The sequence below is a fragment of the Acidobacteriota bacterium genome, assembly GCA_016700075.1.
Taxonomy (GTDB): Bacteria; Acidobacteriota; Blastocatellia; order Pyrinomonadales; family Pyrinomonadaceae; genus OLB17.
Genome location: CP065000.1, coordinates 3,340,155 through 3,360,306 on the forward strand (window position 1 = coordinate 3,340,155; position 20,152 = coordinate 3,360,306).

General features: G+C 51.2%; 15 protein-coding genes and 2 tRNA genes. 12 read left to right on the forward strand and 5 right to left on the reverse strand.

Annotated features, from left to right (window positions below):
• The first annotated feature begins 51 nt into the window (after positions 1–51).
• From IPM50_15135 to IPM50_15185, 11 genes are all read left to right on the forward strand, one after another.
• On the forward strand, positions 52–312 hold the full coding sequence (locus tag IPM50_15135) for a hypothetical protein (protein ID QQS32957.1): 261 nt from the start codon (positions 52–54) through the stop codon (positions 310–312).
• 71 nt (positions 313–383) lie between these two features.
• Positions 384–468: transfer RNA gene (locus IPM50_15140), tRNA-Leu, on the forward strand.
• A gap of 57 nt (positions 469–525) precedes the next feature.
• Positions 526–1,932 (forward strand): trigger factor, encoded by a 1,407-nt coding sequence (gene tig / locus IPM50_15145; GenBank protein QQS32958.1) that lies wholly within the window; start codon positions 526–528, stop codon positions 1,930–1,932.
• Positions 1,933–2,082: 150 nt separating this feature from the next.
• A complete protein-coding gene (gene clpP, locus IPM50_15150) occupies positions 2,083–2,676 on the forward strand; it encodes an ATP-dependent Clp endopeptidase proteolytic subunit ClpP (GenBank protein ID QQS32959.1) in 594 nt (197 codons plus the stop codon).
• Positions 2,677–2,787: 111 nt separating this feature from the next.
• Positions 2,788–4,032, forward strand: a complete 1,245-nt coding sequence (gene clpX / locus IPM50_15155) for an ATP-dependent Clp protease ATP-binding subunit ClpX (GenBank protein ID QQS32960.1) — start codon at positions 2,788–2,790, stop codon at positions 4,030–4,032.
• 222 nt (positions 4,033–4,254) lie between these two features.
• The gene (lon, locus tag IPM50_15160; GenBank protein QQS32961.1) at positions 4,255–6,678 is read left to right on the forward strand and encodes an endopeptidase La; all 2,424 of its coding nucleotides are present in this window, start codon (positions 4,255–4,257) and stop codon (positions 6,676–6,678) included.
• 24 nt (positions 6,679–6,702) lie between these two features.
• Positions 6,703–7,290 carry a YihA family ribosome biogenesis GTP-binding protein gene (locus IPM50_15165; protein QQS32962.1) on the forward strand — a complete coding sequence of 196 codons (588 nt, stop codon included), beginning with the start codon at positions 6,703–6,705 and terminating at the stop codon, positions 7,288–7,290.
• Between the two features lie 232 nt (positions 7,291–7,522).
• A complete protein-coding gene (gene rho, locus IPM50_15170; GenBank protein QQS32963.1) occupies positions 7,523–8,926 on the forward strand; it encodes a transcription termination factor Rho in 1,404 nt (467 codons plus the stop codon).
• 84 nt (positions 8,927–9,010) lie between these two features.
• Entirely contained in the window at positions 9,011–10,432 is a 1,422-nt protein-coding gene (locus IPM50_15175; GenBank protein ID QQS32964.1) for a glycogen synthase, read from the forward strand.
• Positions 10,433–10,524: 92 nt separating this feature from the next.
• Positions 10,525–11,841 (forward strand): adenylosuccinate synthase, encoded by a 1,317-nt coding sequence (locus tag IPM50_15180; protein ID QQS32965.1) that lies wholly within the window; start codon positions 10,525–10,527, stop codon positions 11,839–11,841.
• Positions 11,842–11,930: 89 nt separating this feature from the next.
• Positions 11,931–12,006, forward strand: a tRNA-Lys gene (locus IPM50_15185).
• An 85-nt stretch (positions 12,007–12,091) separates the two neighbouring features.
• On the opposite strand, the gene IPM50_15190 is transcribed toward IPM50_15185, so the two are convergent.
• From IPM50_15190 to IPM50_15210, 5 genes are all read right to left on the reverse strand, one after another.
• The gene (locus IPM50_15190) at positions 12,092–12,388 is read right to left on the reverse strand and encodes a hypothetical protein (protein ID QQS32966.1); all 297 of its coding nucleotides are present in this window, start codon (positions 12,386–12,388) and stop codon (positions 12,092–12,094) included.
• A gap of 159 nt (positions 12,389–12,547) precedes the next feature.
• Positions 12,548–15,100 carry a CHAT domain-containing protein gene (locus tag IPM50_15195; protein QQS32967.1) on the reverse strand — a complete coding sequence of 851 codons (2,553 nt, stop codon included), beginning with the start codon at positions 15,098–15,100 and terminating at the stop codon, positions 12,548–12,550.
• Between the two features lie 231 nt (positions 15,101–15,331).
• A complete protein-coding gene (locus IPM50_15200) occupies positions 15,332–17,254 on the reverse strand; it encodes a S9 family peptidase (GenBank protein QQS32968.1) in 1,923 nt (640 codons plus the stop codon).
• Positions 17,255–17,294: 40 nt separating this feature from the next.
• Positions 17,295–18,254 carry a hypothetical protein gene (locus IPM50_15205; GenBank protein ID QQS32969.1) on the reverse strand — a complete coding sequence of 320 codons (960 nt, stop codon included), beginning with the start codon at positions 18,252–18,254 and terminating at the stop codon, positions 17,295–17,297.
• Positions 18,251–18,790: a sigma-70 family RNA polymerase sigma factor gene (locus tag IPM50_15210; protein ID QQS32970.1), complete on the reverse strand. Its 540-nt coding sequence runs from the start codon at positions 18,788–18,790 to the stop codon at positions 18,251–18,253. The genes IPM50_15205 and IPM50_15210 overlap by 4 nt, the downstream gene beginning before the upstream one ends.
• A 922-nt stretch (positions 18,791–19,712) precedes the next feature.
• Here IPM50_15210 and IPM50_15215 point away from each other — a divergent pair.
• Positions 19,713–20,150, forward strand: coding sequence for a hypothetical protein (locus tag IPM50_15215; protein QQS32971.1), 438 nt, complete (start codon positions 19,713–19,715; stop codon positions 20,148–20,150).
• The last annotated feature ends 2 nt before the right edge of the window (positions 20,151–20,152 follow it).

Below are 20,152 nucleotides of genomic sequence, written 5' to 3' on the forward strand. Positions count from 1 at the left end.
ACGAACCGAACCTTGGCTTTTTCGTATCTATATCAATAGAGGCGTAAGAAAATGACCCTATTCAAGATAATCCTCGCATTGTTAGTGATCGCAATCGTCGGTGTCGGTGCGTTTTGGCTGCTCGGCTTTTTGTCCTCGATGTTGTCATACGTTTTCTGGATCGCGTTGATAGGCGGCGCGGCATACGTCGGATATCGTCTTTTTGTCGGAGTGGAAAGGGCTTTGCTCGGCGACGATCCCCGCGGTTCTATATCCGATGGCGACATCAGAATGACCTGGGACGACGAGGAACGCAAATACCTACACAAATGAACGGCGAATTGATAATTCCGGCGGCCTGATGCTAACATCTTCCTTCCCGGCCGACATCATCGGCCGTTCGTGCCGAGGTGGCGAAATTGGTAGACGCACTAGACTTAGGATCTAGCGGGTAAAACCGTGCGAGTTCGAGTCTCGCCCTCGGCACCACAACTTTTATCCCAACGGACTGACAACGAGTTTCCGCTCTGATATCCTTTTGCATAGATGAAGACCGAGTTAAAGGAGATATCTCCGACACAAAGGGAACTGAAGATCGAGATCGACGCAGATGTCGTCAAGGCTTCATATAGCAGGGTTAGCCGGAAATACGCTCAAAAGGCGAATATTCCCGGCTTCCGAAAGGGTTTTGCACCTGTTGATGTTGTAAAGCTTCGATTCGCTGAAGAGATCAAGAACGATGTTCTGCAGGACGTAATACCTGCACAGGTCACCGAAGCGATCAGGGAACATGATCTGCAGCCGCTCACAGAGCCGCAGCTGCATTTGGAAGATCACGAGAACGTCAAAGTTAACGGATCGGAAAATGTAAAGCTGCATGTTCACCTCGAGGTAATGCCGGAAATTCCGACGCCTAATTATAAGGGCATCGAACTGGTCCGCAGGGTAAAACCTGTCGAACAGGGCGAGATCGAGGATCTGATCGCGAATCGACTGCAGAAAGAAGCAACACTGATCCCGGTCGAGGACCGTGCGTCAGCGATCGGCGATACGATGATCGTTGACCTTGAAGGGCGTTTTGATGATAATCCCGATGCAGATCCGATCCAGGCAAATGATCTCGATATCACGCTTGGTGACGAGGTAATCGAAAGCTCATTTACGGATAATCTCGTCGACCTGAACGTCGAAGACGAAAAAGAGTTCTCGGTTTCGTATCCGGAGACCTTCTCGTCAGCGGACCTCGCCGGAAAAACGCTGCATTACAAGGCCAAAGTTAAGTCGATCGGGCGATCTGAAGTGCCTGAGCTCGACGACGACTGGGCGAAAAGCCTTGACGAAGGCTACGAATCACTTTCCGATCTGCGTGAGAAGCTCCGCAAAGACCTTGAAGCCTATGCGAAAACAGACGCTGATGCCCGTGTTCGCAATAATGCCATAGCAAAGCTGATCGAGGAGAATTCCTTCGAGGTCCCAAATTCACTGATCGAAAACCAGGCTCGCAATCTCTTGAACAATTTCGCACAAGACCTGCAGCAGCGGGGCGTTGACCTTAACAACGTCGAGAACGAGTTCATCCAAATGGCATACGGAAATATGCGCATGCAGGCAGAACGCGACGTTATGGGAGCGTTATTGCTCGAAAAGGTCGCAGAACTCGAGAAGGTGGAGGTCGGCGAAGAAGAAGTGAATGAGGAGATCGAGCGGTTGGCGGAATATTACCGCATGCCCGCAGAAGATATCCGCAAGTCGCTCAATCAGAACGGCGGTCTCGATAATATTCGCAATAATCTGAAAACGCGGAAGTCGATCGAGGCGGTGATCGACCACGCCAAGGTCACCGATGGTGACTGGATCGACGAAACCGCCCAGCCGGTCGTTGAAGAGGAGAAACCGAAGAAAAAGGCTGCAAAAGGGAAGAAAAGTGAAAAAGGTGAGAAAGTGAAAGAGTGAAAAAGGGAAAGGGGAAAGGCAAAAGGCAAAAAAGCCGGAAACTGAAACTCCGATTCCCAAAGCTTAGAGGTATGGACAGGCATAAGTATAGTGCTTGTAATAGTATAGAGTTCATTAGTTAAACCACATTCGAGAAAGCGAGAAGAGATTATGGCATTAGTTCCAATGGTGGTCGAACAGACCTCACGCGGTGAGAGGGCATTCGACATTTATTCACGGCTTCTGAAAGACAGCATCATCTTCATCGGTACTCCGATAGATGACACTATCGCGAACCTGATCGTCGCTCAGCTTTTGTTCCTAGAGGCTGAAGACCCGGAACGCGACATTAACCTCTATATAAACAGTCCGGGCGGATCAATTACCGCCGGAATGGCGATATACGACACGATGCAGTTCATCAAGAACGATGTTACGACGATCTGTGTCGGACAATGTGCGTCTATGGGAGCGTTGCTGCTCACCGCCGGCACAAAAGGTAAGCGTTTTGCATTGCCGCATTCGAGAATTCTGATCCACCAGCCGTCAGGCGGAGCTCAGGGACAGGCTACAGATGTCCGCATCATGGCAGAAGAGATCCTTCGTATGAGGAAGATGACCTCGGAATTGATCGCCCATCACTCGGGGCAGTCATTTGACAAGGTTGAGGTCGACGTCGAACGCGACCGTATCCTCGACCCGCATCAGGCCAAAGAATATGGCCTGATCGACGAAGTGATCGAACACAGAGACAAACAAAAATAGTTGACAGGTTGTAGTTGAAAGTTGATAGTAAAAGGGTTCGCGGAACGTTGCCGCGGTCTAGATCGTCGCTACTTTCAACTATCAGCTATCAACTTTCCACCAGAATACCCTATGCCCCAATTTGGCCATCCGGATGAAATTCTTTCGTGCTCGTTCTGCGGTAAGTCGCAGAACGATGTCCGCAAGCTGATCGCGGGCCCGGGCGTTTATATCTGCAATGAGTGCATTGACATCTGCAACGAGATCATCGTTGACGATGAGCGGACGGTGCCGAGCAGCGGAGCTGCGAAGCTGCCAAAGCCTGCTGAGATAAAGGCGTTTCTGGATGATTATGTGGTCGGGCAGGAAGAATCGAAAAAGCGTCTTTCGGTGGCTGTGTATCAGCACTACAAACGTCTTGAGCTTGCCAAGCGAAAGAACGACGTAGAACTGCAGAAATCGAATATTCTGTTGATCGGCCCTACCGGAACGGGAAAAACGCTACTTGCTCAGACGCTTGCCAGGTACCTGAGCGTTCCATTCTGCATTGTTGATGCGACGAGCCTTACAGAGGCGGGCTATGTGGGCGAGGACGTCGAGACGATACTATTAAGACTGCTGCAAGCTGCTGAAGGCGACATCGAAAAGGCACAGCAGGGAATCATTTATATCGACGAGATCGATAAGATCTGCCGCAAGGACGACAGTCCCTCGATAACCCGCGACGTTTCGGGCGAAGGCGTGCAGCAGGCACTTTTGAAGATCCTGGAAGGCACCGTTGCGAACATTCCGGCAGGCGGCGGCCGCAAGCATCCGCAGCAGGATTTTCAGCAGCTTGATACCACGAATATCCTTTTCATTTGCGGCGGGGCGTTCATCGGACTTGAAAAGGTCGTCGAAAAGCGGTTCCGAAGCCGCTCACTCGGTTTTCAGGGCGAGGTCCGCAGCAAGAAGCAACGGCATGAAGAATCCATCGGCAAGCTCGAACCCGAAGACTTGATCCACTACGGCCTCATACCGGAATTCGTGGGTCGCCTGCCAGTTATCGGCACACTCAGTGAACTCGACGAAACCGCACTTGTGCGTATACTGACAGAGCCCAAAAACTCGCTTATCAGGCAGTATCAGCGGAAATTTGAGTTCGACAATGTTTCGCTCAAGTTCACAGATGCCGCAATCTCTGCCATTGCTAAAGAGGCTCACAAACGCAAGGTCGGGGCCCGCGGGCTGATGATGATCCTTGAGGAGCTTTTGCTCGAGACCATGTATCACGTGCCCGGCGAAAACTCCGTCAAAGAGATCGTCATTACACCGGAAATGGTCGAGAAAAAGGTTCCTGTTTTCGAGGTAATGACCCGCAGCGAAGAAGCGGCTTAGCATTCAAAAACATCAATAATTAACCCGCCCGTTCAATGTGACCGAATATTGAAATCACGGCGGGTTTGGTTATTTACTGGGTCGAGATCGATATTTCGCAAAATCGTGCTGTAGGGGCAGTTTTTCTTTGCAATTCGCCCTGCGATTTGAGTAAATAGGATTGTTCTTTCAACACCAGGACCTGTTTCGGCTTAGCGTTTGCCGTGAGAGCCGCCGTTTTTTATGCAGGAATTTTCAGATCAAATGCCGTCGGATATTGAACTTTTTCCGATGGTCCCAATTCGCGACGTTGTCATCTTTCCTTTCTCAAAGGTGGCGTTCAAGATAGGACGGGCTGCGTCGGTGATGGCGTTGGAGCGTGCGATGGCCGGCGAGCGGCACATCTTTCTCGCGACACAGCACGACGCAACAATTGACGAGCCCGCAGCAGAACAGGTGTTTGAAGTCGGGACCATCGGGCGCATCGTTCAGGCGCAGCGGTTGGACAATGGCCAAATAAAGGTTGTCGTAGAAGGGCGCTCCCGCGGATTCGCTAACCGTATCCTAAAGGACGAAAACGGGATGTTTCATGCCTATGTGCGGCGGCTTGCCTCGACCGAAGAGTCCGGTTACCGCACTGACGGCCTTCTGCAAAAGATCCACTCGTTGATCGAGAATCTGATGCGAATGTCGGCCGATTCGTACACTGACGCATTGGCGAACGCGGTCAGAGGAACTACGTCCGGACAAATTGCCGACTCGATCTCGTCGCAGCTAAAAATAAACGTTGCAGATAAACAACTGCTCCTGGAAACGACGTCTGTTCCTGAACGCCTTTCGCTCGTCATCGAGTTTCTAGAGGCCGAAGTTGAGAAACGCAACCTCGACAGAGATATCCACGCCCGCACAAAGAAGGCGATGGACAAACATCAGCGTGAGTATTATCTCAACGAACAGATAAAGGCCATTCATCAGGAGCTTGGCCGAAAGGACGAAAAGGCCGAACTCGAGGAACTGAAACAGAAAGTTCTCGATTCGGGAATGACCGACGAGGCACGCGAAAAGGCTCTGCAGGAGTTTCAACGACTCGAGGCCATGCCGCCGATGTCCGCGGAAAGCACGGTTTCGAGGACATTCTTGGATTGGCTGATAAACGTTCCGTGGAAAGAACGTTCTGAAGAACTCGAAGACCTGAACGAAGCCGAAAACATTCTGGACGAGGACCACTACGGTCTGGATAAGATAAAGGAACGTATCCTCGAATTCCTCGCAGTGCGTCAGCTTGTCAAGAATCCAAAAGGTACGATTCTCTGTTTCGTCGGTGCGCCGGGCGTCGGAAAAACAAGCCTGGGCAAATCAATTGCACGTGCGACGGGGCGAAAGTTCGTACGGCTCGCCCTTGGCGGAGTCCATGACGAAGCGGAGATACGCGGCCATAGACGAACGTACATCGGCTCTATGCCGGGACAGATAATCCAACTGATGAAGCGAGCGGGAACGACAAATCCCGTGATGCTGCTCGATGAGGTTGATAAACTCGGCCGCGATTACCGCGGCGATCCGAGCTCGGCCCTTCTTGAGGTGCTGGACCCGGAGCAGAATACTACGTTCAGGGATCATTACCTGGACGTGGACTATGACCTGTCGCACGTGTTTTTTATTGCGACCGCAAATGTACTGCACACGATACCGCCGCCGCTGCTGGATCGTCTGGAAATTCTCCACCTGTCCGGTTATACGGAAAGAGAAAAGCTTGAGATCGCAAAACGCCATCTTGTGCCGAAACAATGCGAGAACACCGGCGTTGCAGCTGACCGCGTCAGTTTTACTGATGAAGGCATTCTCGAGCTAGTGCGTCATTACACCCGCGAAGCAGGTGTGCGCAATTTGGAACGCGAGATAGGCTCGTGTCTCAGAAAGATAGCTCGTCAACTGATCAAGGTCGAGGATCGCGATAATTTCCGAGTTGTCATCGATCCCGAAAAAGTAAATGAACTGCTCGGTGCCATTAGATTCCGAAAACAGGACGTTGCGAGGGCCAGCGAGATAGGGCTTGTTAACGGCCTTGCATGGACGGAAGCCGGGGGCGACGTTCTGCAGGTCGAGGCAACTCTCGTAAAAGGTAAGGGTGAGATCACTCTGACAGGGAAGCTGGGCGAGGTGATGCAGGAATCGGCAAAAGCGGCGCTTACGTGCGTGCGAACCCGTGCGGAGAAGCTCGGTCTCGACCCTGTCGATTTCAAAGAAAAGGATCTGCATATACACGTGCCCGAGGGTGCTATTCCAAAGGACGGCCCGAGTGCGGGCATCACGATCGCAACCGCGATGGTCTCGGTGATGACCGGCCAGCCTGTCCGTTTCGATGTCGCAATGACGGGTGAGATAACGCTTCGCGGCAAGGTGCTGCCGATCGGCGGTGTGAAGGAGAAGCTGCTCGCGGCCCATCGCTACGGGCTCAAAACCATAATTCTGTCACGCGAAAATCAAAAAGATCTTGCGGATATTCCCGACGAGGTTCGCGACGACCTGGCGATACATCTTGTTGATTCATTTGATGAGGTTCTCGAACTTGCTCTTGAAAAGCAGGTGGCGACCGATGCTTCCGCCTCTGCTGCGGTTTGGAACGCGGACACTGCCGGGACCCAAGCGGCTTCGCCGGTCGAATAGCCGGCCGCAGATCCGGCGAACGCGATGAGAATTTCAAACGTCAGATTCATCAAGAGTGCGTTCAAAGCCGCTGACCACATCCGAGATGGAAAGCCGGAGATCGCTTTCCTCGGCAGATCGAATGTCGGCAAATCGTCGTTGATAAACTCGCTCTTGCAGAGAAAAGGCCTCGCGAAAACTTCTAACACGCCCGGACGCACACAGGCGATCAATTATTTTGAGGTGAACGATAGTTTTTATTTCGTCGATCTGCCCGGTTATGGCTACGCAAAGGTTTCAAAGACGATGAGGCAGGATTGGGGGAAAATGGCGGAAAGCTATCTTTCTGACAGCGATTCGCTGGTTTTGAACATCCAACTGATAGATTCGCGTCACGGTCCTACACCACTCGATCTGCAGCTTTTCGAATGGCTTCGTGATAACGACAAGCCGAATCTTGTTGTTGCTACAAAGGCGGACAAGATAAGCCGCAATGAACTGACGACCAATTTAGCCGCCGCAAGAAAGGCGATGCCGGACGCTAACATCATCGCCTATTCATCCAAGACAGGCACGGGCAGAGATGACATTTGGAGTCATATAGAAAACAGTATTGCACAATGGAAAAAATAGAGTTGCATTTTGCCGGTGTATGTAGTAGAAATAAGGCTTCCCGTTAAGTTTTGGGATTCCTTGTGAGTTCTCGAGCTTTTTTCGCTTGGTATAACTTCAAACTACCCGTACGGTATCTCCGTAGAAATTAATTTTGAAACTCATTAAGCGCAGCGTGGCGCATCAGACAATTTAAATTCCTCAATCAATTCTCCGCTGCGAACGGCAGCGCACCATCACAATCTAAACACTCATGGCAACCAGAACCACACAGTCAAGAAGGCCCAAGGCCGATAAGGCAAATGGCCAGGAAATGGAAGAGCTCGAAAACGGCATGGAATCCGAGGATGTGGAGAACGCCGAAGAGACCTCAACCAAGTCGGAAAGGACCGCTTCAGGCGACGGCGTGCTCAACCTCGCCGGTCTGAAAGACATGTCGATCAGCGAACTCACCCATCTCGCCAAGGAAATGGGCATCGAGAACGCGACCGGGCTTCGCAAGCAGGAACTCATATTCAAGATCCTCGCCGATCAAACGGAAAAGAGCGGGCTCATTTTTTCGGAGGGCGTTTTGGAGACGCTGCCGGACGGTTTCGGTTTCCTACGAGCTCCTGAATACAACTATTTGCCTGGTCCCGATGACATTTACGTCAGCCCATCGCAGATCCGCAAATTTGATCTGAGGACGGGCGACACCGTCTCGGGACAGATCCGTCCGCCAAAAGAAGGCGAGCGGTATTTTGCCCTTATCAAGGTCGAGGCCATCAATTTTGAGGCTCCGGAACAATCGCGAGAGAAGGTATTCTTCGACAATTTGACGCCGCTCTATCCTGACGAACAGCTGATAATGGAGACGACGCCGGACAATGTGTCGGCTCGTGTGATCGACCTCGTAACGCCGATCGGGAAGGGACAGCGTGCATTGATCGTCGCTCCGCCGAGAACCGGTAAGACGATGCTTTTGCAGACCATCGCCAACTCCATAACTGAGAATCATCCTGAGGTTACGCTGATCGTACTGCTGATCGACGAACGGCCTGAAGAGGTCACGGACATGCAGCGTTCGGTCCGAGGCGAAGTTATCTCATCGACATTTGATGAGCCTCCGACCCGTCACGTACAGGTTGCGGATATGGTCATCGAGAAGGCAAAGCGCTTGGTCGAGCACAAGCGCGACGTAGTTATACTGCTTGACTCGATCACGCGTCTTGCACGCGCCCATAATGCCGTCGTGCCGCCATCAGGCAAGATCCTTTCAGGCGGTATCGATTCGAATGCACTGCAGAGGCCAAAGCGTTTCTTTGGTGCGGCCCGAAATATCGAGGAAGGCGGCTCACTGACCATTATCGCGACCGCTCTTATCGACACGGGTTCGCGTATGGACGACGTCATTTTCGAAGAGTTCAAAGGAACCGGCAACAGCGAGATCCATCTCGATCGTAAGCTTTCAGACAAACGCCTGTTTCCGTCGATCGATCTGCAGCGTTCAGGCACCCGTAAGGAAGAACTCCTCATCGATAAAGAAAATCTCAATCGCATCTGGGTCATGCGGCGTGTTCTTAACCCGCTGTCGCCGGTCGAGCAAATGGAAGTAGTGCTCGAACGTCTCGGCAAGACCAAGAAGAATGCCGAATTCCTTGCGTCGATGCAGTCTTAGCAATTGCACAATTCAGAATGCACAATGCACAATTGAGATCTCGATTTCAATTGTGCATTAAGCATTGTGCACTCATCACGTTCTATGCGCGTAGCCGTAATTTCAGCTGAAGCAGTCCCATATTCCAAGACCGGCGGACTTGGCGATGTTGCGGGAGCACTGCCAAAGGCTCTGAAGCAGATCGGCGTAGACGCGTTCCTGATCACTCCCTGTTATTGGCAGACAAAGGGCGAGTATCTTTGGCATGTCGCCATTGACGACCTGTGGCTGACCTGGCGGGGACGTCCGTATCACGCAAAAGCTTTCTACAGCGAAGCAAATGGTTCGCCAACGTTCCTTATTGACGCTCCATCGATGTTCCACCGCGATTCGATCTACGGTTATACCGAAGACTATGAGCGGTTCGCGTTTTTCAACCACGCTGCCTTGGAGCTGATAAAACGTCTTGGCGCTCCGCCCGACATAGTTCATTTGAATGACTGGCATTGCGGTTTTGCGGCAGTCGAGCTGGCTTCAGCTAGGCGGAGTGATCCTTATTGGCGGCGGACCCGAAGCGTTTTTTCCATACACAATATGGCCTATCAGGGAGGTTTTGGTTTGGGGGAATTGCCTGCTTTAGGTTTTACTTCAAGTTTCGCGAGAAGTGCCTTTAGTTTCAACGGATACGCCTCTGCTATGAAGGCGGGACTTGAAGTGACCGACACGCTTTCAACCGTATCGAACCGCTACGCTCACGAGATACAGACCGAAGAATTTGGGCATGGATTGGAGTGGTTAACGCGTCGCAGAGCAGACAGGCTGATCGGGATCACGAACGGCGTGGATTTTGACGTCTGGGACCCGGCGTCCGATCCCGAAATTGCCGTGAAATTCAACATCAATGACCTCAGCGGCAAGGCCGAATGCAAGCGCGATCTTTTGGAGCGGTTCTCGCTTCCCGTGGAACTCGAAAGGCCGATCTACGCAAGCGTAACGCGGCTGACCTCCCAAAAAGGTGTAGAGCTGATACGTCAGGGAGCGGCTGATATTTTGGCCGCGGGCGGGTTTTTCATTGCCCTCGGTTCCGGCGAAAAGGACTCTGAAAAATTCCTGCAAGCGTTACGAGACTACGCACCTTCGCGCGTAGGGGTGTATATCGGCTACAATGAATCCCTGGCACACGTGATCGAGGCAGGAGCAGACATCTTTTTGATGCCGTCCAAATTCGAGCCCTGCGGACTGAATCAGATGTACAGCCTGCGTTACGGCACTGTTCCGATCGTTCGGGCAGTGGGCGGACTCGACGATACAGTAGAGAATTGGAACGCCGTGACAGAAACTGGAAACGGCTTCAAATTCGGGCCGTATCGGGCTGATAAATTGCTCGAAAAGATCTACGAGGCCCGCTTTGCCTACGAGGACAAGGCAGCGTGGGCCAAGATCCGGCGAAACGGCATGTCGATAGACAATTCGTGGGAAAATGCTGCGGGTAAATATGTGGGCCTTTATAACTGGACCATCGGTTAAAATCATCTGCGGTAGCGGGTGTTTCAGGCAAACAGTTTAAATATCAAATATTTAACCAGAACCACCCACTGCCACAGGTGGCTCAGATAAACATGATAATCGTAATAATTGGTGCCCAGTGGGGCGATGAGGGAAAGGGGAAGGTGGTCGATCTGCTCGCCGATCGTTTTGACGTTGTATCGCGTTATCAGGGCGGCCACAATGCGGGCCATAGCGTATACGTCGGCGATAAAGCGTTTGTATTAAGGCTATTGCCGTCGGGCATCATCCATCCGGACAAGATTTGTGTGCTGGGCAATGGCATGGTCATCGACCCGAAAGCGTTTTTCGAAGAGGTCGATCAGATCGAGGAAAAAGGCGTTTCCGTTTCGCCCGACCGTTTAAAGGTCTCGTCGCGTGCGCATCTGATAATGCCATATCACCGTGCGCTCGACCACACTTCGGAAGAGCGGCTCGGTAATGAAAAGATCGGCACCACGCTCCGCGGTATAGGGCCGGCGTATGAGGATAAGGCCGGACGGCGGGGAATTCGCGTAGCTGATGCGATGGACCCGGAATTGTTGAAACTCCGCGTCGAGCGAAATCTCGAAGAAGCGAACCGCATCATTGTGCTTTACGGCCATCAGCCGCTGCGGGCCGACGAGATACTCGAAGAGATCTCACCGCTCGTAGAACGCCTAAGGCCTTTTGTATGCGAAACTTCGCACTTTCTTGCTGAGGCCCGCAAAGCCAACAAGAAGGTTCTTCTCGAGGGAGCTCAGGCGACTCTGCTCGACGTCGATCACGGCACCTATCCTTTCGTTACGTCCTCAAATCCGACTGCCGGCGGAGCATCGGTCGGAGCGGGAATACCGCCGCATCACATTACGGGAGTTCTTGGCATCGTTCGCACCTACGCTACTCGCGTCGGTGAAGGACCGTTCCCGACCGAAATGCTTGATTCCGAAGAAGAGATGGCGAACCTGATCCGTGAACGCGGCAACGAATACGGCTCGGTAACAAAACGTCCGCGGCGATGCGGATGGTTTGACGCGGTGGCGACAAAGTACGCTGCAGAGCTTAACGGATTTGATTCTATTGCTCTCACTAAACTCGACGTGCTTGACGCACTGGAAAAAATAAAGGTTTGCGTCGGTTATCAGATGAACGGCGAGCGAATTGATACGCTTCCTGCCGTTGCAAGCGAACTTCGCCAGATCGAGCCCGTCTATGAAACTCTGCCCGGCTGGATGACGGATACTGTTGGCACAACGGAGTTTTCTGAGCTGCCTGAAAAGGCACGCGATTATGTCAGATTTCTTTCGGAAAAGGTGGGCGTCGAGATCGGATTGATATCCACAGGTCCCGAACGCGACCAGACTATCATTATCGGCGACTCGACGATGGAGTCGTGGTTCAGCAGTAATTGAGGCCGGGAAAACTTGCCAAAAAAAACTCTGCTGTGTAAACTTCTTAATTCAGCTTGTCGAGCCTTTGCAACGGAGCAGGCAAGCAATATGGTCCGATAGCTCAGTCGGTAGAGCAAATGGCTTTTAACCATTGGGTCCCAGGTTCGAGTCCTGGTCGGATCACCAAGCTTATCAACAAGTTAAGGCATCCATTACGGATGCCTTTTCTTTTCATCTAACTATTATCTAACTATTCCAAGTATATTTCATTTTAAATCTTTTTCCGTCTGGAGCGAGGTTTTAGGCCTCCCACCTCTCTCAACTCATAGTAAACAAGGCGCGAGCCATCACGTTGCAAAGCGTTCAACTTTCCATTTGCAACTCGGTTTCTCGCGGTATCGTCAGTGACTCCCATGGCTTGGCAGGCATCTTTTTGTTTGACTGCAATGATCGACATTAGCGGACCAAAACGGGTTTCAAATTCAGAGTCGATGAATTTTCTTAATTTTTCAAAGAACTCATCCTCAGGCATTACAACTACTTGGTTCTGGATCTTGGTGAAAGTCATGGCGGTGAATCAGTCCGCAATTCTTATGCCGATTGCATCTTGTCCTTAAACAGGTAATAGGTTCAAGCAAAGGAAACAGTTTGGCAAATTTATGCACCAGTGCTCGTTGCAATGGTTTATTTTTGCACTATCCTAAGGACTTTCAGGCTTATTAATGAATCAGCGGTAGTCGCCAAGTAAAGTGAAATCCGCCCAGTAGTATGGTTCGTGCATATTACCGGATTTGTTTCTGATCAGGTCTATCGATGCTTTTTGCAGGGCTACACCTGCGGGGAATCCCTGCCGATAGTACCCGTAAAATGATTTTGTGAAAGTCCCAGTGAATTTGTCGTTCGCCTCCCACTGTGCTGAAATTACGGTCGTGGCCCCAGCGCCCATCGCTCCCCAGGCAAGGCTAACGAGGCCTTCGCCGTTTAGCACATTGTTCGTGTCGCACGAAGCCAGAAATACGAGACTGCCTTTCTTGAAGCTAAGACCTAGAAGATCGTTGACCGTAACGCGGCCATCGTGGGATCCGGCCGCTCGGAAGGCAAGGAAGGATTCAAGCGGTTGTTCACCATCGACCTGAGCATGCATTGAAAGATGAATAATGTCAGCGTTACCCGAATGCCGTCGAAGATCAGCCGCGGTAGCAGCAAGGTTAGGCGATCCGTAGAGACCAGCTACGCTAAACGCTTCGGAATCTGCGAACCGCAGCTTGAGATCGTTGAACGAGGAATTAGAGAATGCTCTAATAGTTCGTCTGTTCGGCTTTGGTTGGCTCAGGTTCTCGAGCAATAGCGAAACCGAAGGCGAAAAACTGACGAGCTTCTCCTCAATGAGGTAACGTTCCCCATCGGGACTTAAGGCTTGAAATGGAAGTTTCCAGAGATGTTTGTCCGGGATGATGACGAGATGCTTTGAGGTGAGAGCAAGCGGTTTCAAAAGTTTGTCATAAAGTTCCTTGCCGTCTCTTTTGAAGAATATTGAGTTCTTTATCTTTTTGTGAGCTTCCTCAACATCCTTCGCTAGTTCGACCTCAGTGACTGAAACTTCAACCGATCTCACTGACATTCCTTTTTCCCATACAAACGCACTGAGCCGTCCGTCAAGTGCAAAGGAGTATGAAACAATTGCCACATTTTCGAGGTCCGGAATCTGATCTAACTTGGCAAGGTCAACCTTGGCTAAAGCTAGCCGAGGGAGCGCCATCGTGACCGATTGCTCAAATTCCTCGAGTTTCCCGTAAGCAGAGGTAGTACGTACAAACTCCGCAGAAAGCTCGCCCGCGCGGCGCCGTAGCTCCGGCGACAATCCCGGCCGGGGTCGGCTGATCGCACCATCTATCCGGTCCCTTAGGATTCTGCCTTTCAGATAGTCACTTGACTGTAGTGCCAGTTGCGGTTGTTCGGAATGGATTTGAGTGAGGAGGCGATAGGCGGTATGAAAGGTATCAGCCAGGCCTAATGACAGGGCGCCATTTTCTGAGGCTCGAATCTCTTCGATCAGACTGATCGCTTTTTCCAAGTACTCAAGACACTCTCGCTTCCGGTTTGTATGGAAGTACGCCGTCGCAAGCGATAAATATACCTGGGGCAAGTCCTCTCGAAAATTACTCTTGACGATCAAATCGAGCAATTCTTTACTCAGTCCGATGACGGTCTGCCAGTCTCGGGAATACTCCGCGATTATTATCTTCCAGTTTGAAATCAAAAACTTGGAGGTCTTCTCGATCTTCTCAAGCTCCCTGAAGGTCCGGTCGGACGCTTCCTGTCGTCCTTCAAATGCGTGAACAACAGCTTCACCCACCAGACGTTCCTGCAAGTACCCATCATCGGAGTCCAGATCTGTCAAACGCCGATGGTATTCCTTTGCCTTAATAATCTCGTGGCGATAAAGGGCGTCCAAAAGGAGCGACGACAAGAAATCTCGAGCTTGTCGACGACCTTTACTATTTAACGAGGCGCTCAGGCCTTTTTCATATACAGCTAAGGACCGGTGATTTTGTCCGGTGGCGTTGAGAGCCGAAGCATACTCGAAGAGTGCCTGCCGAAACCTGCTTTTATGAACGGTTCGTTCGGATGCGTCCACCAAGATGCGGAAGTAGTCCAGGCTTTTTGAGTAGTTCAGTTTCGCTGACCAGGCGAGGGCCAGAAATCTGTAGGTGTCAAGCTTTCCTTCAGAGACAGGCTGGTTTTCGAAAAGCCTTTCGGCCTTCTCGAGCCACAATATTGCCGAAATATCGTAGCCGGCCTTAAAAAAAGCTCGCCCGACGCCTAAGTTGTATCCGGCCTGGATTTCGCGGTCGAGTGGCGCTAGCTGTAGGGCCTTGTTGAGTTCCTCGATCGACTGCGGAATTTTCTTTTCGGATCGATACGATTCGGCGAGCGTTAGATGCGTTAGCGCGAAAAGACGAGGCGGTGCCGAGCTCTCCCGCAAATATTCGAAGGTTCTATTCGCAGTGGCCTCGACTTCTGCATAGCGAGCCAGCGCGATCAGGGCCTTCGCTTTCGTGTCGTAACTTAAAAAGACCCGCTCGAGATCGTCTTTTTTTTCATAGTCGGCAGCATCGACCTGAGCAGTTTCGATAGCATCCTCCCAACCGCCATCCCAAAGGGCTAGTTGAGCTTTTGTCAATCCAGTCTGACCAAAGGCCGCCGTTATGAAGAATAAGTAGAGTAACAAGCCGGTCTCCATAAACCGGCCTGTCGTCGGGAAAACCTTGGAATACATGGCTTAGCTCGCAGGTGGACGGCAATCGGGGCCACCGGGTCTGCAGCCGCCACATGTCCGAACCGGGCAATTGTCGTCATCTGTGCCGCTAAGAAAGAACGAAACGGCCGCGCTAACCGCTAGGTCGAAGATTGAGACATAGCCACTTCCGACTGGGCCTCCGGCAAACACATTTCCAACCAGTGTTGCAGATAATATCGTTACAAGAATGACTGATCGTAGTTTTTTCATTCATTTTCTCCTTTGTTCGATTTGAGTTTTCAGGAATTTATAAACCGAGGCAAATACATAACGTCCACCGAAACCGTGACCGTCCTCGGTGGAACAGATATACCAGACTTCCGTGTTTTGTTTTTGCAGCTGACTTTTCAGGTCGACTACATCGGCCTCGGGAGTTCGTCCATCCCGTTGCCCTCTCGTTAACAGTAGGGGAATTTTGTTCCACCGGTCCGCATTGTTTAGGGGCGACAACGCATCTAGTTTGACCATTAAGGCTTCATTTTTTGGATCTCCGTATTCAATCTTCGCAAAATCGTCGACCCAGCTTTGGGAAAGGTACCCCCTAATGGAAACGATTGGGGATTCGGCGATCACGGCTTTCACCCTCGAGGGTTCATTCAAAGCTGCTGACAGAACGACAAATCCGCCATAGCTTTCACCTATCAAGTAGATCTGGTCCGGATCGAGATCTTCCTGCTTTTCCACCCAATCGAGGAGCGCCCGTATATCTTTAACCGCATGCTCCCGCTTTTCGCGATCGTCGGCGTTCATGAACTCGCTGCCGAACCCTGAAGATCCGCGGATATTCGTGTGAATGATCGCGATCCCGAGTTGCGCCGCGAGTATGGTGTCGTTGGAGTTGAAGACCGGCCTATCGAGAAGTTGAGGTCCCCCGTGGACTCGAATGAGAACCGGCAGGCGTCGCCCGTTTGTACGAGGTCGGACTATGTATCCGGAAATCTCCTTCTTGTCGAACGAATTCCACTTGATGATTTCTGGCGGATGTACCTTACCCTCCAGTGCTTCAGGCAGTCGTTCTTTTGTCCAGTCGGTCACAGCTCCGGTTTCTAAATTAAATGACTGGATCGAGGCAGGCTTACCGTTGTTCTCGATCGTGTAGACCACTTCCCGGTTACCCAACCATCGCGTGTTCCATATGACGAATGATCCTTTGATGAACGGCGGGATTTCCTTCCCTACGCGGCCCTTCTTGAACTTGAATATTCTCAGATGGTCAATACCATCGCGGGTTTCCTGAACCAGCAGGTTGTCAGACCCCGGCGAGACTTTGAAATCATGTATTGAAGCTAAGTCACTAGGAAGCTTTAATGCTTTCGCTCGGCGGCTCTTAAGTTCGAACGCAACAATGCAAGTTTGCCTCTTACAAAGGTCATTTCCGTCGGAACTGTAAACGACATACCCGCCGGCGAGGCCTCCTTTTGACGAGTTGCCCTTATCTTCTACCGTGGATAAGCCAGTGGTCGCGAATTCGAACAAATAAAGAGATTGGTTCGAGGACGATTTCCAATGTTTCAGTAGGATTTGCTTTTCATCCGCGTCGAGGACGTACCATATCCCATTGAGAACGACTTTGAAACACGTCTCAGTTAAAGAGACGGACTGACATAGTTTACTCACCTTCGATTCGTAATCTATCTTCGTGTAATAAATATATTCGCCTGTCTTACTCCATACAGCTGACTCGATGGACTCGTCTTTGCCGGTCAACGTCGCCGCTTTCTTGGTAATGCGGTCGTGGAGATCATAAAGGTAAAGTTGAAAATTGTCGGGGTCTTCGTGGTCTGACGTGAATATAAAGGACCGACCGTCAGGACTGACCCGAACCGAGTTGGGGACTCCTTTCTCGGTAAGCTTTGCAGGTTTCGAGAGCGGCGACTCCAGCAGATTGATATTGTACGTTTCGTCCGTGACCAATAGTCGTCGATTCTTCTGATCGACATCCCAGATCAGGTTGCTCCTGATTTCCGATGGCTCATAAAAGAGCTTGCTCACTTCAGAATTCAGGATCGTCGGCACGCCTTCAACTCGGTATGATTCAGGCACGGGAAATAGATCTTTGTCCTGCGCCGCCAACGGAGAAACGCATACGAGGCCGAGGAGAATCAAATTTAGCGTTCTGACTGTGAATTTCATTCTTGTCCTTCTCCGTGCAAGCTGAAATAGCTCTCGTTGCCTATTGATTTCCGGAGCAACGAGTCACCGATCGTTGTCGTTTGCCCGCCCCCCTTTTTTGAATCGATCGGATATCCTCGGACGTAAACTTTTGAGAATCCGCCGCTATGACCAGACCATTTTCGAGCGTGACAACCACCTTCCATTTATACGATCTCTTTGGATCCAGTTGCTTCTTCAACAGGTATGACGTAGAGTTCTCCGTTTCGAATTCATCGATTAGGATCTCTTCGTCGTCCGAAATATAGAGGTGATATTTCACGGCATTCGGAACACGTTGCCACCGCAGTACCAGGTCCGGTTCAACATACTCGAGCGCCATGCCGAGCGTGCTCTCTGTCCCACATTTCGATATCTCACCTCGGGTTCGGGAGACAGCATCACTACGGAGCCTCGCCGGAGCCCCTCGGTTATCGCTGGAACTTTTCGAGGTCTGCTTCACACGACGCCTTGGCGATCGCCGGTCTGTTAAGACTCGATCTGGCGGCTGATCGTTACGGTTGGTTACATTAGCATGATCAGGAAGTACGACGTTCAGTTCTATAGCTTCAACGTGTCTTGGAAGGGAGATGGGACTTTCGCTCTCAAACGATCTCGCGACCTCGCTTTCAACACCCGGTTCGTTCGAAGCGGAAAAAAGGAGCACGAGAGCCAAGCCCAAGATGACGACCAGAGCACCGCCGCTCCAGGCTAAACCGCTCGGCTTGGTAAAGAACCCTCCAATAGCGTCTATGTACCGCGGAACCGAATATACCGACTCGTCGCTGGCCTGTGACTCTTGTAACCCGTCTTCGCCCATGACGGCGGTCCAAAATTTTCCGGGGTCCGGCAACGGCAGGAGTCCGCGGCACTCCGCACATCGGATCAGATGCCCGCCAATGTTACGCGACTCACTCGCAGCGAGAGATCCAGCGCCGAACGCCGCGATCTGATTCCTTGTTAAGTGTTCCGATGGATTCATTTACGTATCGATCCTTCGAGTTTCACTCGTGCTTCGTACCTCGCCTTCTTGATCGATCCAGCTGTTCCTTCCGTTCTTTCTGCAATTTCTGCATCGGTCATTGGCAACCGATCACAAATATCAATCCAATCCTTTTCGCTAAGATCCAAAGTCTCTGTCAACTGTTTTTCTGTAATACCCGTTTGCAGAAAATAGATGATCAGTTCTTGTGAGTGGAGCAGCAACGCTCGACGCTGCCGCAACGACAACCCGCAAATTCCTTGCCACACCAGTCGGATCAGGGAAACAACCTCGATTTCGGTCTGTCCCTCGATCAATGAGGCTTCGATTACGGCAACATCGTCGGGATCAATGTTCGCGATGGGTGTTCTCTCGCGTGACAAAGAGCGGCTTAATTCGTTGTAGGCTGTTCGGGCAGCGAAAGCTCTCCACTCGTCGTCCGACATACTCTCGCTTTTTTCGTGATGATTTGTGGTCCAGCGCCAGAGCCGGAGTGCTATTTCCTGCACCAAATCCGACGCGTTTGCTGAATTCATCTGGGACCGGCGTCGTTGCACAATCCGTTGAACAATCGGTATCGCGGCGAGAAATGGGCTCTTAGCAGGTGGCGCACTTGAGACGCGGGACGTTGAAGCGGGCTGGTTGTCCTCAATCGCTCCTTGGTGCGACAATTCTTCTAAGAGAGAGTCGATCATCCAATACCTTTTTGCAGAATTTCCGCCCTGAGAGGACGGTTTTGCATTCTCTCAGTGAAAAACTTCACCGACAGAAAGTAATCTCGCGTCTTTGAGATGGATTTTACATCTGGACGCGTAGTTTTCGGCTATGAGTTTTCGTGAATTTACAGCAGGAAAACGCAGCCGGGATTGTGAGCTTAAACAAATTTTGCATTAGCGAAAGAAATCTAGTCAAATGTCAGAACAATTTAAGTAACAGAAAGGAATCTGACTTTTCTCGCACATTACGATTTTCTCGATCTATGTCTCATTGGTGAAACTGGAACAAGCAAGACTCATACCGCAAGGCTCATTCACGAGACCATCCGCTCGTATCACATCCGTTGATTTTACTATGCCGGGCGTTCGCCCTCGATTATCGAGTCGGAACTGCCCGGCGATGAGAAGGCGCGTTTACCGGGTGTGGCCAGTTCGAAGGAAGGCAAATTCGAAGATACTGGTTCAGATTTAAACCACCTGGTTCATAAATAAACCAGACTGGTGCAAAATTTCGCCAAAGCTGGATAAGTTTTGACTAATCATTCCGTACTTTATCGTCTCGACCACTCATCAGTTCAATTCGGGTAAAAAGGAAACCGGAACAGGCTGTGTTCTGTAGAACGATGCGATTAGTGTTGCCTCTGACGATAATCGTTTACAGCACCGAGATAATCTGCTACCATCTTTTCGAATCCAATTCTTTCATGTATTAAATAATCAACTCTAATAAGGAGAAGTCCCCATGTCTCTGTCAGGATCCCACGGTGTCGGAAAGCGTAAGAAGCTTTTGACGTGGTTTGGTGCGCTCGGGATTGCGGTTCTTGTCACGCTTGGGGTATTCGCATCGAATGGATGGCTGCCCTCGACCGACCCGCTGACGGGCAGGAAGACCGGCTGGTTTGGGAGAGAACTTCCGAAGAACGCCTCAAGCAGCTGGAACCCATTCGCGGCCCCGTTACCCAACCCCACGCCGCAACTTTCAAAAGAGTACATATATGCTTCGGGATCGCGACTGCTTGCGATCGAGGATGCGAACGCGACGGCGGCTCCTCCCGCCGATCTGGCCGTTTGGCGTCCATCGAACGGAATGTGGATGGTGATGGGGCAACAGGGATCTCAGGCGACCAATATGCAATGGGGGCTTTCGACCGACACTCCTGTACCGGGTGATTATTCATGAAA

Coding starts and splice junctions, on each gene's coding strand:
- IPM50_15135 (QQS32957.1), top strand. CDS start 52: ATGACCCTATTCAAGATAATCCTCGCATTGTTAGTGATCGCAATCGTC.
- tig (QQS32958.1), top strand. CDS start 526: ATGAAGACCGAGTTAAAGGAGATATCTCCGACACAAAGGGAACTGAAG.
- clpP (QQS32959.1), top strand. CDS start 2,083: ATGGCATTAGTTCCAATGGTGGTCGAACAGACCTCACGCGGTGAGAGG.
- clpX (QQS32960.1), top strand. CDS start 2,788: ATGCCCCAATTTGGCCATCCGGATGAAATTCTTTCGTGCTCGTTCTGC.
- lon (QQS32961.1), top strand. CDS start 4,255: ATGCAGGAATTTTCAGATCAAATGCCGTCGGATATTGAACTTTTTCCG.
- IPM50_15165 (QQS32962.1), top strand. CDS start 6,703: ATGAGAATTTCAAACGTCAGATTCATCAAGAGTGCGTTCAAAGCCGCT.
- rho (QQS32963.1), top strand. CDS start 7,523: ATGGCAACCAGAACCACACAGTCAAGAAGGCCCAAGGCCGATAAGGCA.
- IPM50_15175 (QQS32964.1), top strand. CDS start 9,011: ATGCGCGTAGCCGTAATTTCAGCTGAAGCAGTCCCATATTCCAAGACC.
- IPM50_15180 (QQS32965.1), top strand. CDS start 10,525: ATGATAATCGTAATAATTGGTGCCCAGTGGGGCGATGAGGGAAAGGGG.
- IPM50_15190 (QQS32966.1), bottom strand. CDS start 12,388: ATGACTTTCACCAAGATCCAGAACCAAGTAGTTGTAATGCCTGAGGAT.
- IPM50_15195 (QQS32967.1), bottom strand. CDS start 15,100: ATGTATTCCAAGGTTTTCCCGACGACAGGCCGGTTTATGGAGACCGGC.
- IPM50_15200 (QQS32968.1), bottom strand. CDS start 17,254: ATGAAATTCACAGTCAGAACGCTAAATTTGATTCTCCTCGGCCTCGTA.
- IPM50_15205 (QQS32969.1), bottom strand. CDS start 18,254: ATGAATCCATCGGAACACTTAACAAGGAATCAGATCGCGGCGTTCGGC.
- IPM50_15210 (QQS32970.1), bottom strand. CDS start 18,790: ATGAATTCAGCAAACGCGTCGGATTTGGTGCAGGAAATAGCACTCCGG.
- IPM50_15215 (QQS32971.1), top strand. CDS start 19,713: ATGTCTCTGTCAGGATCCCACGGTGTCGGAAAGCGTAAGAAGCTTTTG.